The organism is Pontibacillus chungwhensis BH030062, assembly GCF_000770675.1.
GTDB classification, from domain to species: Bacteria; Bacillota; Bacilli; order Bacillales; family BH030062; genus Pontibacillus; species Pontibacillus chungwhensis.
In genome coordinates, this window is sequence record NZ_AVBG01000004.1 from 156,859 (window position 1) to 171,631 (window position 14,773).

General features: G+C 40.1%; 13 protein-coding genes. 6 read left to right on the forward strand and 7 right to left on the reverse strand.

Annotation, left to right across the window (positions count from 1 at the left end; translation table 11 throughout):
- Positions 1-22: 22 nt before the first annotated feature.
- The 4 genes from paaC to N780_RS07525 form a co-directional block, all read right to left on the reverse strand.
- Positions 23-835, reverse strand: a complete 813-nt coding sequence (gene paaC, locus N780_RS07510) for a 1,2-phenylacetyl-CoA epoxidase subunit PaaC (protein WP_036781996.1) — start codon at positions 833-835, stop codon at positions 23-25.
- Entirely contained in the window at positions 835-1,185 is a 351-nt protein-coding gene (gene paaB, locus N780_RS07515) for a 1,2-phenylacetyl-CoA epoxidase subunit PaaB (RefSeq protein ID WP_036781997.1), read from the reverse strand. The genes paaC and paaB overlap by 1 nt, the downstream gene beginning before the upstream one ends.
- 12 nt (positions 1,186-1,197) lie before the next feature.
- Complete coding sequence (gene paaA / locus N780_RS07520) at positions 1,198-2,157, reverse strand: 1,2-phenylacetyl-CoA epoxidase subunit PaaA (protein ID WP_438942502.1); 960 nt, start codon at positions 2,155-2,157, stop codon at positions 1,198-1,200.
- Positions 2,158-2,578: 421 nt separating this feature from the next.
- The gene (locus N780_RS07525; RefSeq protein WP_036782001.1) at positions 2,579-2,995 is read right to left on the reverse strand and encodes a hypothetical protein; all 417 of its coding nucleotides are present in this window, start codon (positions 2,993-2,995) and stop codon (positions 2,579-2,581) included.
- 124 nt (positions 2,996-3,119) lie between these two features.
- Between N780_RS07525 and N780_RS07530 the strand changes: the two genes are divergently transcribed.
- Positions 3,120-4,310: a M14 family metallopeptidase gene (locus N780_RS07530; protein WP_036782003.1), complete on the forward strand. Its 1,191-nt coding sequence runs from the start codon at positions 3,120-3,122 to the stop codon at positions 4,308-4,310.
- A gap of 218 nt (positions 4,311-4,528) precedes the next feature.
- A complete protein-coding gene (locus tag N780_RS07535; protein ID WP_036782005.1) occupies positions 4,529-5,944 on the forward strand; it encodes a hypothetical protein in 1,416 nt (471 codons plus the stop codon).
- Positions 5,945-5,991: 47 nt separating this feature from the next.
- Here N780_RS07535 and N780_RS07540 read toward each other — a convergent pair whose 3' ends face one another.
- Complete coding sequence (locus N780_RS07540; protein WP_036782007.1) at positions 5,992-6,714, reverse strand: DUF421 domain-containing protein; 723 nt, start codon at positions 6,712-6,714, stop codon at positions 5,992-5,994.
- A gap of 214 nt (positions 6,715-6,928) precedes the next feature.
- Here N780_RS07540 and N780_RS07545 point away from each other — a divergent pair, with 214 nt between their 5' ends.
- Genes N780_RS07545 through N780_RS07555 form a run of 3 tightly spaced genes read left to right on the forward strand, consistent with a single transcriptional unit; the run spans position 6,929 to position 10,760 of the window.
- The gene (locus N780_RS07545; protein ID WP_084599440.1) at positions 6,929-8,488 is read left to right on the forward strand and encodes a spore germination protein; all 1,560 of its coding nucleotides are present in this window, start codon (positions 6,929-6,931) and stop codon (positions 8,486-8,488) included.
- A 14-nt stretch (positions 8,489-8,502) separates the two neighbouring features.
- Entirely contained in the window at positions 8,503-9,594 is a 1,092-nt protein-coding gene (locus N780_RS07550) for a GerAB/ArcD/ProY family transporter (RefSeq protein ID WP_036782009.1), read from the forward strand.
- Positions 9,591-10,760, forward strand: coding sequence for a Ger(x)C family spore germination protein (locus N780_RS07555; protein ID WP_036782011.1), 1,170 nt, complete (start codon positions 9,591-9,593; stop codon positions 10,758-10,760). The genes N780_RS07550 and N780_RS07555 overlap by 4 nt, the downstream gene beginning before the upstream one ends.
- A 32-nt stretch (positions 10,761-10,792) precedes the next feature.
- On the opposite strand, the gene N780_RS07560 is transcribed toward N780_RS07555, so the two are convergent.
- Positions 10,793-11,782: a sodium:calcium antiporter gene (locus tag N780_RS07560; RefSeq protein ID WP_036782012.1), complete on the reverse strand. Its 990-nt coding sequence runs from the start codon at positions 11,780-11,782 to the stop codon at positions 10,793-10,795.
- A gap of 136 nt (positions 11,783-11,918) precedes the next feature.
- Between N780_RS07560 and N780_RS07565 the strand changes: the two genes are divergently transcribed.
- A complete protein-coding gene (locus tag N780_RS07565) occupies positions 11,919-13,112 on the forward strand; it encodes a cation:proton antiporter (protein WP_036782013.1) in 1,194 nt (397 codons plus the stop codon).
- A gap of 336 nt (positions 13,113-13,448) precedes the next feature.
- On the opposite strand, the gene N780_RS07570 is transcribed toward N780_RS07565, so the two are convergent.
- Entirely contained in the window at positions 13,449-14,753 is a 1,305-nt protein-coding gene (locus tag N780_RS07570) for a dihydrolipoamide acetyltransferase family protein (protein WP_036782014.1), read from the reverse strand.
- Positions 14,754-14,773 lie beyond the last annotated feature (20 nt).

Below are 14,773 nucleotides of genomic sequence, written 5' to 3' on the forward strand. Positions count from 1 at the left end.
CTTCCCCTCCTAAGGATGCGTTTTACCAGATTGCTGCAGGGTCTTGTCGGTACACTGCACTTAGCGTGTCGATCGCATCGGTTAGATCTTCAGTATGTTCTAACGCTCGCCCATTTCCACGTTTCATTAACGGTTCTAATGGTACTTGGATTCCACACTCATCAAGCATGGCTCCAATCTCATGTAGCCACCGTTTTTTCAGAAGCTCTTCTCCTTCAATAAACCCTGCTTCTGCCATCTTTTTTTCGTGAGGTCCAAGCGAAAGAATACCATCTACATCTTCCATCGCGCGTGATACTGCACTAAGCATGCGCTCTTTGGACTCTCCAGGAATCATCACGAGCTGTTTAAACCACGTTTTCCAGTGCATTAAATGGTAGTAAAGCTCCGTGTTCACTTTAATAGCAACATGAGAAAGCGGTTCGTAGGATGACGCTTGCAAGGAATCAATTCGAATCTTTTTAGCTTGTGTATAAAAGTAGTGACGAACCACAGCAAATGCCCAATCATATCGGGGTTCTTCCAAATAGTGTCCGGGGCCGTTTACCTCTTCTAGTAAAATGGCATTTCTTCGCTCATCAGACTTTCTTGCGTGAGCTAGATCATTCGCCAATCCCAAGCCTAGGTCTTCTAATAGTTGATAATACATCGTTGCGTGTCCCATCGTATCCTGACTAATAGAAGAAAAAGCAACATCTTCTTCAATGTGGGGGGCAAGACCAAGCCATTCTGATCCTCTGTAAGCCACGATAAAATCATCATCAGCCAACTGAAGTAAAAGCTCTCTCAAAGCCTCTTCGTGTCCTTGTGCCCTTACGTCCTCTGGTGTCTTCATCACTTGTCGTCCCCTCCCCATGACAATATCTCTTTCTCATCTAACATTCCTTGTTCTTTATCACGCCATTTTTTCTTTAAATACCCATATCCTTTTGTGTTTCGATATTCCTTATTATCCAAGCGCTGCAAGGCTTCACGTTCTTCTTGATTAAACATACGAATATCAGATCGCTTCACTACCCAAATATCCACCACAGGTTCCCTACGCATAAAGTTTTCTTGTGCCATGACTACGGCTAGTTCATGGTTTGGTGCGAGCAAACTAAACTGGTGTTGAAACGGTGATTTAAATGTACGTTTACTGAACACTTCAAATTCCTGATAAAATTCTCTTCCTTTATCCTCCACTACTTTCCCTCCTTATATAGCTTCGTTTGATGGGCTTAACGCCTCTCGCACCCATGCGTTATTCTCATAAGAAAGTTGACGTAAGCGAAGGCGTTCTTTTGATTTAGGTCCATTATTACGCACAATTTCTTTAAACTCATTCCAGTCTGGCTGCTTATAAATCCATAGACCTTGCTCCTCGTCGTATCGCATAGTTGGATCTGGCAATTCCAGTCCAAGTGATAAAACACGCGGGATGTATTTTGTGAAAAAGTCTTGTCTTAGCTGTTCATTTGTCTTCGTACGAATCTTGTATTTAATGGTTGTATCTTGTTTAGATGACCCTGTCGTATCAGCTGCTGCTGGACCGAAGAACATAAGTAATGAATCCCACCAGCGGTTTAAAGAATCCTGAATGAGCGCCTTTTGTTCATCTGTTCCTTCAGCTAATGCCATAATAATGGCTTCTCCGTGTTGAGCATGGAAGACTTCTTCTGCACAAATTCGTTGTAAAGCCCTTGCATATGGTCCATAAGACGCTTTCAACATATTTGTTTGAGTAATAATCGCTGCACCATCTACAAGCCAGCCAATTAACCCAGCATCTCCCCAAGTAGGAGCTGGCATATGGAAAACATTATGGAACTTTAGGCGTCCGGAGAAAAGGTCCTGCATGATGTCTTCACGATTTTTACCATACGGTTTCATTAGGTCCTCCGCCACACGCAAAAGAAGCTGTCCGTGTCCCATTTCGTCTTGTACTTTGGCCATAATTCCTAGCTTCCTTCTTAATGTTGGAGCCTTTGGCACCCATTCTTTCTCAGGCAAAGCGCCCATGATCTCACTAATGCCATGCATAGAAATCAATTTAATTAGTGTCATGCGGTATTCTTCCGGCATCCAATCTTCTGCTTCAATCTTCTCACCCGCTTCAATCCTCTGCATGAAGTGATTATGCTTTTCTTCATCCGAGAGACGTTCAAAAGCTGTCATTGTCGTCATTTAAGATCCTCCTTTTTTCGTTACAGATAGCTAAAAGCACTTCCTTCACCCTGTTAAGCACACATAGCATAAATGGAAAACGAATTTAATAAAGCGCTTACAATTTAACTTTAATAAAAAATCAAATATTTACATTTGATTATATGACGAATTTTTATCGTTAACAAAAACTTCTGTAATACTATTTACAACAAACATACAGTTAAAATAGATAACTGTCAACATATTTATCTGAAAATTTTAATTAATTAAAGTTCGTTCTTTCTCTTATCGAGCATTCTCCCTCCTCCTTGGTTTAAAGCATGATCAGTGTAAGGCGTGTACAAGTGCTTGTATAAAGAATATAGAAAAAGCGCCAAGCTCTGCTTGGCGCTTTTAATTGGAATGTATAGAGTTTTAATCGGTTAATTTTCTATCCTGTTTGTAACAATGGGTTGGGCTGATCTGCCTCTATGTATTCACGCACAATTTTCCATTCTTCTTCCTCTTTCGCAAAAGTTGTGCAATACAAGTGTGCAGTTGTTGTTCTTTTACCTTCAATAATAAGGGAAATCCAAAATACGGCAACAAACTTATCTTCTGCTGTTGGTATAACTTTCTCTTCTGTGTACACCCACTCCATATCTCGACCTCTAAAGTGTTCAAACGCTTGACTCCAGCCTTCAACTGCTCCAGCATATCCAAACGTCTCCACCTCTGTTTCCCGAATTTCCCACGCCTGCAAATTCTCTGAAAGAACCTGCTTCATGTAATCAAGATTCATGTTCGCGGCTTGTTCCTTAAAAGCTCTAAAGACATCTCTGCACGATTCAGTTAAAGGTGTATTCAAAAAATCCCTCCTCACCTTTTATAGTTCGAGAGCGTTTTCCACATCCCTTCCAAATAACTCACGATTCTTATAGCTGCTATACCTTCATATACTATAATGATGCTCGCCTAAGGAGGTTTTCAGAATGGATGTAACTGTACGTCAAGGTGATTCACTTTGGTACTACAGTCAATTGTTTGGTCTTCCGTTCCAGCTGATCGTGGATTCTAACCGTAATAGTAACCCTAATCAGCTTTTTATAGGTCAGTCCGTTCAAATCCCCGGATTTGTCACCACTAATGTACGTATTACTGCAGGTGATTCGTTATGGTCAATTGCAAACCAAAGAGGTCTCCCTGTTGATGCAATCTTAGTAACCAATCCAAACATCAACCCAAACACACTACAAATCGGGCAACTTATTCAGGTACCCGTTCGAGTTACATGGCGAGTTGTAAACGGAAAAGAGAATTACACCTATGAAAAGATGATCGATGACATTAGACAACTCACTGCCATTTATCCATTTATGATCAATGAATCAATAGGGAATTCGGTTATGGGAAAAACGCTGCCAGAACTAAGAATTGGCAGAGGTTCTAAGCGTCTTCATATGAATGGATCATTTCATGCAAACGAGTGGATAACGACACCTATTATTATGCGCTTCCTTAATGAATTCCTAGTGGCTTTAACCAACCAAGGTCAAATACGAGGAATTAGCATGCTTCCATTCTATGACCTGGTTCTATTGTCTACCGTTCCGATGGTTGATCCTGATGGAGTAGATTTAGTTATTGAAGGATTACCTGAAGAAGAACCCTACCGAACTAACGTCTTAGAAATTAATGAAGGAAGTACCGACTTTTCCTCTTGGAAGGCCAATATTAAAGGTGTGGATTTAAATAATAACTACCCTGCGAAATGGGAAATAGAAGCAGAACGTAAAGAACAACAACCCGCTCCATTTAATTATCCAGGGCCTTTCCCATTATCAGAGCCGGAGTCCATTGCGATGGCTGAATTAACCTACGCACGGGATTTTGCTCGTATTCTTACCTTCCATACACAAGGCGAGGTAATTTTTTGGGGATTTGAAAACTTAGAGCCTCCTGAAGCTGAAGTTATCGTAAATGAATTTGCACGTGTAAGTGGGTACCGTCCAATTCGGGAAGTAGACAGCTTCGCAGGTTACAGGGACTGGTATATTCAAGAATACCAAAGACCAGGCTATACCATTGAACTTGGCAAAGGCATAAGCCCTCTTCCCCTTACCCAGTTCGAAGAAATCTATCAAGAAGCACTAGGCATCTTCCTTGCCAACCTCTATATGTGAAGCTTTATCCCTTTAAAGACCAACAGCGTGCCTGACACCATTCAATGCACTAAAGCAGTGCAGGGTGTCTGGCACGCTGTTCTTCTTTAATGCACTAAATCTGAAGCACAATGGATTGTGAAAGCCTTTATAATGCACTTAAGGGGATAATTTGTGTACCTTGTGTTACGATATGAAAGCTACGCTAGAACTTCAGAGATAAGATTGGAGCTTTCATCATGATCCGTTTTGCTAAAAGAGGCTATACCCTCTTTATTAGCTTATATGCTATTATGCATTTTTTTGTTTATTTCGCAGGAAGCGAGACCTCATCCACCGTTTTATCTATATTTGGACTGGTCGCGTTTTTGTTGGGGTATTTCTTCTTGCCTGTTAAGCAGGCATCGATTTCACTACTCCTAATTGTTATCGCACTAATTATTCACTTTACAGCCGGGACCTCTCTCATAGACGGAATTGTATCAGGATTCGGTGTCATGAGTGGCCTTATCGCGCTATTGCTCATTGTACCTATGATTAGTTGGGTTTTAGAAGAAAAGCCTTATATTGAATCTGTCATTAACTTCGCCCAGAATCTCCTTAACACGAGTCGGAAATTTTACTTTGGAATGATGGTCATCACCCAAATCATTTCTTATTTCCTTCTATTTGGGTCTATCCCAATGGTGTACGGTATGGTAAATGATTTCCTAAGCAATCAAAAAGGAGAGGCTTGGGAAAATTATAAAGGGACTGCCATGTTACGAGCTTTCTCCCTTACAACAATGTGGGTAGTAAGTATTCCAAGCTTCATCTTTGCTGTTGATGCTTTAGGAGCTTCCTTGTCTTTATCCATTTTACAAGGGTTTGTCATTTCGCTTGCGGGCATTATGTTATCTGTTCTCTTCTCTTATTACCAAGAACGCCATTATGGCGTAGACCTAACTGAAGGAATTCAGGAAGAATTGAGGAAGATAGCAGAAGTGAAGAAAGATGAAACGAAGGGAAATCGAGATGTTTATGAATTTGCATTATTATTTATATCTCTATTCGGTTCAATTTTCCTACTAAATGCGTTATGGTCTGCAGAACTACTACTTATTATCCCTATTGTGATTGTATTTTGGGTCCTTCTATATTTCCTTATACGCACTAAGCTGTCTTCTATTATTACAAATGCGAAGACTTATATACGTAAGGATATTCCTAATAAAGGTCAGCAGTTCTCTATTCTTCTCGCAGCAGGTTTTCTTATTAACTCTGTTAATCAATCCGGGTATGGGAAATACATTGTTGATGGGATCTTCTACCTAACAGATGCCGTACCTTTCCTAAACTTCTTATGGGTACTGCCGTTTGTAGTCATTACCCTTGGATTTATTGGACTCGGTCCTCTAACTGTTATTGTCCTTGTATCAGGAATTTTACAAGGTGTCGACTTACCGTATCCTCCGGAAATTGTGGTGCTTGGAATAACATCCGGAAGTGTCATATCCATTATGCTCTCGCCACTTATTCTTCCGTCGATTATATTAAGTTCCGTCAATCGATTGAGTATTATTAAGAATGGTCTGCTATTTAATTACAAATATGCCATTGCATTTTATTTTATGGTACAAATCTATTTACAACTATTTATTGTGTTATTCTTATGAAAAAAGGTGAACCCATCTGGAGGTTCACCTTTTTTAATTTTCAAACGTTAATGTTCAATCGGAGGAAGATTATCTATCGTTGCTTCTTTTAAGGAAAATGTACAAACTCCTGTTGAGGTAAGGGCTCCATAGAAAACTCGACTTTCATCCGGGATATCTTGATGATTCATCTGTTCTCTTACCCAGCTCTCTTCCTTCCCCATTCTCCTCAATACATCCTTTTGAATGATCCCATCTAAAATAATGGGAATCTCATAGTTATTTCCTGGTTTGTGAATATGTAAATCTGCACGTACTACTGGTTCAACATCAGGCCTTCGTTTTACCGACAAGCGTCCATTAGGTTCCACTACCGCCATTTCAACATCCGTCGTATGAAAAACACCTTGTTCCCTGAGCATTTGTAATACATTATCAACAGAGTATTGAATGCGTTTCAAGTTGGAGCGTTTCCATTCACCTTTATAAATCACGATCGTAGGCTCAAACGTTAACCATTTCCCAATCGTTTGCTGCTTCAGCTTTAACAAGACGATCGCTTTTTGAAGTATTGCGATGACAATTATAGCAACTACCGTATGTATATGGTGAATGTTTGGATCAGCAATATCCGCTCCTACAACAGAACCAAGTACAAGTACGGTCAGAAAATCAATAACAGGGAGTTCTCCAATAGAACGTTTCCCCATAAATAGCCCAATAGCTAGCATTAAAGGCAAGATGGTAACGATCCTCCCAATTACCTTCACGGAATCCATAACAATATCCATTTGTTTCTCTCCTTTTTAAACGATGAGTTTATAAATGAATGCATAATCTATCACCAAAATATCTCATAATAAACAATAGGTGATAAAGATGAAAATCATTGTTGATCATTTACCAAGTATTCCCGTTTTAGTAGGAGCTTTATTCGCCTGGGCGGTTCCATTTGGGATCAGGCAATTTGTCCTTTGGCTACAAAAAGAGTAAAAGGAGTCTTCTATGAAAAAGTTTCTGAATCGATTACTCTTTCAACATGCACAAAAAAAATTAGAACATACACCCAAACATATTGAGACTCCTCCCCTTCAACAAGAAAGACTTACAGGGAAGCTCCAGGATGACATTCAAACACTAAAAGCCCTTCTCGGGAACAGCTTCGACCTCAAAATTGTAAAATTCACTTCCGACCCATATACGTATACCGGGGCTTTTTTATTTATTGAGGAATTAACAGATACTGCGGTTGTACATGAACAGCTTAGAGCGATCAGAAGCTTAAGTGAAACCACGTACCTATCCGACTTAACTCCTGAAACCCTGCGGAAAGATGTGCTGACGATTAGTGAATCTTCTATCGTCGACACTCTTCATCAGTGTACTTCTCATTTATTACAAGGGAATGCACTCATTCTTTCTAATACATTTAAAGACGGGATTATTCTTAATTCCAGGAAGATGCCTCAGCGCAGTATACAAGCTCCATCATCAGAATCTGTTGTACGAGGTCCAAGAGATGGATTCGTGGAAACCCTCCTCCTTAATATTGGTCTCGTCCGTAAACGTTTGAAGGACCCCGACTTACAGTTAGACTACTTCAAAGTTGGGGAGCGTTCTAAGACTGATGTTGTTGTTATGTCTATAAATGGTTTAACAAATCCTAAAATTGTTCAGGAAGTAAAAAACAGGCTAAGTAAAATCGACATCGATAGCGTCCAAGAGTCGGGTGTTATCGAGCAATTAATTGAAGAAAATTCTCTGTCCCCCTTTCCTCAGGTTCAAGTAACAGAAAGACCGGACACTGTTGCAGGTTCTCTGGCAGAAGGGAGAGTTGCTATTATAGTGGACCACACCCCCTTTGTGCTGATTGCACCACTTACCATTAATTCGTTTTATCAGAGTGCTGAAGACTACTATGAGCGGTGGGTCTACTCTTCTCTTATTCGTATATTACGAATCGGAGCAGCGCTAATCGCTTTATGCCTACCGTCTATTTATGTAGCTTTAATCTCGTACCACCAGGGGCTTATTCCTACTGACCTAGTTATTTCCTTGGCGGGAAGTCGAGAAGGTGTTCCATTTCCATCAATTGTTGAAGCACTTTTAATGGAAGTCACTATTGAGATCCTAAGAGAAGCAGGTATTCGTTTACCCAATCCGGTAGGTCAGGCCGTTGGAATTGTTGGAGGTCTTGTCATTGGGGAGTCAGCTGTGTCAGCAGGCCTCGTAAGCCCAATGATGGTTATCGTTGTAGCACTAACAGCAATCTCTTCCTTTGCTTTACCTCAGTATTATGTAGGGGTTTCTTTGCGCATTTTGCGATTCCCTTTTATGATATCAGCTGCACTACTAGGGTTGTACGGGATCGTCATTGCTCTTATCTTGTTATCTGTTCACCTTGTCCGCTTAAAAAGTTTTGGCGTGTACTATCTAGAACCGCTTGTTCCTTACAGCCCTAAAGGGTGGAAGGACATGTTTATACGTACCCAAACTAAACGTCTTAAATCAAGACCGGATATGCTCAATCCACAAGATGAAAAACGAATGCGCTCAAAAAATTAAGGGAGGAACAAGAAATGAAGTCAGCTTTGGATACAACCAGACTCACTCAAAATCAAGTTACCATCGGTATTAGTCTGACCGTTCTCGGAGTTGGCATGATTACCCTCCCCCGAGAAGTATTCACAGCTGCAGGTATTGCTTCTGGATGGGTGAGCGTTCTTCTAACAGGTGGCTTAGCAATTGGGGTAATGTTCTTGTTAATCACTCTGAACAATCGTTATCCAGGGTTGTCCTATTTCCAATATAATCGCTTAATTGTAGGGTCATGGATCGGTGGATTTTTAACCCTCATTACTACTGCTTACTATATAACTTTCGCTGCGTTTGAGACCCGGGCTATGGCTGAACTTATTCAAATGTTCATTTTAGACCGTACGCCAGTATCCTTCACTATGCTGATCTTTATAGGGACGACTGTCTATTTGGTCCTTGGTGGGTATTCAGCCATTTTCCGATTATTTGAGCTGTATTTCCCAGCTATTATTACCTTCACTTTACTAATTATGATTTTAAGCGCCAACCAATTTGAAATAAATCACATCCGACCATTCTTTGAAGGATTCACTCCTATTATGAAGGGGATGAGTGCTACGATCTTATCCTTTGTCGGTATTGAAATTATTTTATTTATTCAGGCGCATATGAGAAATCCACAACGCGTTAAGAAAGCAGCTGTTTATGGAGTAGCTATTCCAACATTACTATATGCCATTATTGTCATTATGGTAGGAGGGATTATGGGCGTTGGAGAAACAATGACTCTAGTCTATCCACTAATGGAGTTGGCCAAGTCGATTGAGATACGGAACTTCTTTTTTGAGCGGTTTGAAACGTTTTTTATACCTCTTTGGATTTTATCGATATTTACCACGTTAGCAGTTGTCTTTTATTTGGCTGCTCTCGGGATTAAGACCATCTTTAAAGTAAAGAAAGAGACAGCCGTCTTTTCAATCATTCCGCTTATTTACATCATAGCGATGACGCCAAAGAACATTAACGAGATGTTTACGATGGGGGTTTGGGTTGGTTATAGCATGATAGTTATTGGAATTGCTATTCCACTCACCCTTTTATTAGTCTCTCTTGTAAGGGGGCAAAGGCAATGAGGGCCATTTGTATTTTGATTGTCGCTGTATTCGTACTTACAGGTTGCTGGGATCACCGAGAGATTGAGGAGCTTGGTATTATTACCGGAGTGGCTATCGATAAGCCTGAAGATTCAGCTCAATCCCACATGCTCACTGTAACAAACCAATACGTGTTGCCTCAGTCTATTTCTTCACAAGTTAAGAGCGGTACTTCAGGTAGTAAGCCCTACGTTAACGAAACAGTCACAGCGCCATCCATTTTGCAAACCATTCGAGAGCAATCTAAGTTCGTTAGCCGCCCCCCTTACTATTACCATTTGAAAACTGTTGTTATTAGTAAAGAGCTCGCAGAAACCACAGACCTTTTGAAGTTGACCTATTTTTTTAACAGAGACCATGAAATTAGAAGAAGTGTTCAAGTATTCATTTCAGAGGAAGAGGCTGAAACTTTATTCAACATTGCACCAGAAGAAGATAAAGTCCCTTCCATATACTTAGACAAGATCACTCATAATTACACTACGAAGACTGCTGAAATGGCTCCAACTATATCCCTAGGTGATATATCTAAATACTTCTCACATCAGAAAAGTTTTATCATACCATTCGCTTCCCTTAAAGAAAACGCGATATATATTAATGGAGGAGTCATTGTTAATGCCGATTCAAAAAAAGTGGTTGGTGTTCTATCAAAAGACGAAACAAGAGCGTTTAATTGGATAAACGAACGATCCCAAGGAGGAGTCATTGAGGTATTTGGTGTGGATGAAGGTCAACAACACCCTTTCACTTTCGAAATCAAAAAAATGAGTAGTAAGGTTACCCCAAATTATCAAAATGACATACTGACTTATGATATCCACTTATCCTTTCAAGGCAAGCTGGGTGAAGACTGGAGCTATGATTCAGACCAATTCAACCAGGAATATGTAGAAAAACAAGAAAAAGCAATAGAAGAAAGAATACAATCAATAGTTGTTAACTCTATCGAGAAAGCTCAGAAAGAGCACAAAGTTGATTATTATGAACTCATGGAACCTTTCCGAATAAACTATACAAAAGAATGGTACAAGATTAAAGACGATTGGAATCAGTTCTTTACTAAGGCTAACTTCAATGTGGACGTATCCGTTTTGGTAGAACATTATCAGGATGTGGGCAGAAAATTGCCATTTAAGCCATAAAAAAGGTCTACTCAACATGAGTAGACCTTTTGTTATTTCATCTGATAAACAGCTAGCGTCGCTACAATATATAAACATACGATTAATAAAGGTGGTATGACATAAAGGAGGGTTGAGCGCTCTTTCTTTCGTGTAATACTGTATAGAATAACAAAAACAACGATAATGGAAGAAACACTAGTGACAATATTAGAAGGGCTCGCATGGGCTAACAGATTATTTTTTAAGTAAATAGCATCTGTAAAGGACAGCAGCATAATATTAAATGCGTTACTGCCAAGCAATGAGCTAACCCCCATACTATAGTTCCTCAACTTTAAGGCTGTAATAACACTGACAGCATCTGGTAAGGAAGTGCTCGCGCCCACTAAAAAGGACCCTACGAAAGAAGAGCCTAAACCTGTAATAGAAGCGATCTCATCAGCCGTTATCGTTAATACGGACCCAACAATCATAATCGCTACTGCACACAATGTGAAGCGTAATACAATTTGCTTATACGTATAATCTGCATACTTCTCATTTTTCCGACTTCTACGTTTCACCTTTTCTTCTGTTTTCCGATTAACCCAACGTACTCCAATAATGTACACGAGTACTAGGATGATTGAGAAAAGGCCAATATGATAAATCTGAGCTGGCACATCAATCATTAACCCTGCTACTACAATTAATGTCATCAGTATAACAAGGTAACTATAGAGCTTACTACCTACATCGGCTTTGCCCATAATTTGTGTTTTACGGTAAATGATATCTAATATTGCCAACGCTAATAAATTAAATAGATTACTCCCTAGCAAGTTCCCTATTGCTAGATCAGGACTGTCGATCGAAATGGCTGTGACACTTGCTGTTAGTTCAGGAAGGGAAATAGCTGCCCCAATCAGAATCCCCATAAATGAGGAGGAGGTTTTATTCTTCTCACTTAACCCGTCCCCAAACATTGCTAATCTACTGGCTACAAAATAAGCTAAAATAGCTGATACAATAAATAATCCAAAAGTTAAAAACTGGCTCATTGTTCACTTCTCCTACGTAAAGGATTCGACTTTTACCCATTCCCCTATAGAACTAGCGTAAACTAGAAGATTTTACCCATCTTGAAGGATTTAAAATTTCGGGATGGGGGAAATGCGTAAATCAGGAGGTGTACTTATGAATCCAACCCAATTAATTCTTTTATTATTTGTAGGTTATCTCGTTTTTAGTTTAGATAAAAAACAAGAAAACATTCCTGTTCCGCCGGTTTTAGTGATCATTGGTATTGGACTTTCTTTCATACCCTTTTTCAATTCTGTCGACCTAACAGAAACAATTCTCTACGATATATTTCTACCTGCTTTGCTCTTCATCTCTGCTTACCGCTATTCGCCCAAATCTCTTAAGGAGCACGCAGGACTAATCGCTGTATTAAGTACAATCGGTTTACTTTTTACTGCCATTTTATTTGGTGTGATTACCTTTTTTATTGGTGGGATCGTTGTACCTATTACCTTCCTTGGTGCTATGATTGTGGCTTCTATCCTCACGCCTACGGATCCAGTTTCAGTTGTATCCATTTTGAAGCAATCTGCTGATAATCCAAAGATTGCCGATGTTGTTGAGGGAGAATCTATGATTAATGATGGAACGAGTGTCGTCTTATTCACATTCTTATCTGGCATGTTCATTCATGACAAGAACCTTTCGCTTACATCTTTTATAAATGAATTTCTTCTTGTTTCTCTTGGCGGAATAGTTCTTGGAATCTTTTGTGGCTGGGCTGTCAGTAAAGCCGTTCACTTCACTCACCACAAAGAATACCAGGTTATGCTCAGTATTATATTAGCTTACGGCATTTTTCTTATCGCTGAGCACATCGGTGTATCAGGTGTTCTAGCTACAGTAAGCGCAGGGATTATGTTGAGCTGGGAGTTCGGACACACAAATAAGGAAGATCACTACCGAGAATCTTTAGATGGTTTTTGGGATATTGTAGAACCTACCATTCTTTCGCTCGTATTCTTACTTATAGGGATTGAGGCTTCTGGTTATTTGGTCTTTGACTATTGGTATTTATCTATACTAATCTTTTTAGCCTCTCTTCTCATCCGTTATATCGTTATGATTGGAACAATTAAACTATTTCCTGCCTGGCGGAGAGAACTTAGTGGTAGAGAGATTGCTCTTATAAGTTGGTCAGGTATTAAAGGGACCATGTCTGTTGTCCTTATTCTTACATTACAAGCAGAAAGCAGCGCTGAAGGAACGGACATCCTCTTGTCACTTTCCTTTTCAGTCGTTCTGATCTCTCTCATAGTGCAGAGTCTTGGAATCTTTCCTTTGAGTAGGGCTTTGTTGAAAAAGTAAAGTTTACTTTATATTCCTTGAAGAATAGGCTTTATAGTGTGAATTTTAATAGTCCCATATAAGATCCTTGATATGGAAAAACTCTAAGTTGAGATATTTTATCAGGAAGGGGCCGTTATGTTTGATGAGTGGTTGGGCTTGCTCGGGGACAACTCGCTTTCCTGCGGGGAGCTGGGAAGCGAGTGGTTTCCAGGCCCACCTTATACTCAATTAAAGCATACGGAGACATTTTCTTAACTTCGAGTCTTGAACAATCGTTTTAAAACCAATAACAACCCTAAACATTTACAGAACCAAAAAAAACCCTCTGAGTTTAACACTCAGAGGGTTTACTATTTAGTACACAGAAGTGTTCTCTTTTGTCATGGTTTCTAGGATCTCTTTCACGCGAGCAAGGAAATTACCAGCTACTAGACCATCTAGAACACGGTGGTCTAGAGACAAGCATAGGTTGACCATATCACGCGCTGCGAACATACCGTTCATATAGACTGGCTTCTTCACAATCGATTCCACTTGAAGAATGGCTGCCTGCGGGTGATTAATAACTCCCATAGACTGCACGGATCCAAATGAACCTGTGTTATTCACTGTGAAGGTACCACCTTGCATGTCATCATTGGTTAATTTGCCGTTACGAGCTTTTGTAGCAAGGTCTGTGATGTCCTTTGCAAGTCCTTTTATGCTTTTATCATCCGCATCTTTAATTACAGGAACAAACAGTTCATTTTCTTTCGCTACAGCGATATTTAGGTTAATCGCTTTGCGTTGGATGATCTTATCGCCTGCCCATGTGCTGTTTAGCTGAGGATATTCCTTCAGTGCCTGAGCTACTGCCTTTACGAAGAATGAGAAGAAAGTAAGGCTAAAGCCTTCTTTTTGCTTGAAATCTTCTTTGACAGAGTTTCGATACTCTACAAGGTTCGTTACATCCACTTCCACCATCATCCATGCATGAGGGATTTCAGTTTTTGATTTCACCATATTTTGAGCGATCGCCTTACGTACACCAGTAACCGGAATCTCAATATCCCCTTCATTGGCTGTTGGTTGAGGACCACTAGTTTGTTTAGCAGCTTGTGGTGCTGGAACTTCTTTCGTTTCTTTTGCAGGTTGAGTTTCTTGAACTTGCTCTTTTGGCTTAGGCGCCTCATCTGCTTTTGGAAGGTCACCTGAAGCAATGATTTTTTCAATATCTTTTCGAGTAATACGTCCACCGCGACCTGAGCCTTGAACTTGATTCAGATCAATATCATTTTCTTGCGCCATTCGCATGACGGCCGGAGAATAACGCTTTTTCATCGGCTGATCTTCATCATCAGATGATCCTACACCATCTTTTTCAACTGGTGTCTCTGGTTTTTCAGAAGCACTTGCTTCCTCCGTTGCCTCGCTAGAACCCTCTGTTTCGATATAGCAGATTAAGTTCCCTACTTCAATCGTTTCTCCTTCTTCTGCAACGAGCTCGACAATTTTGCCACTAAAAGAAGATGGTACTTCTGCATTTACTTTATCCGTCATGACTTCAGCTATTGGATCATACTTCTCTACTGTGTCTCCAACGGAAACGAGCCATGAACTAATCGTCCCCTCTGTGACACTCTCCCCGAGCTGAGGCATGTTAATCTTTTCTTTAGCCAACTGCTAGCCCCTCCTTCATT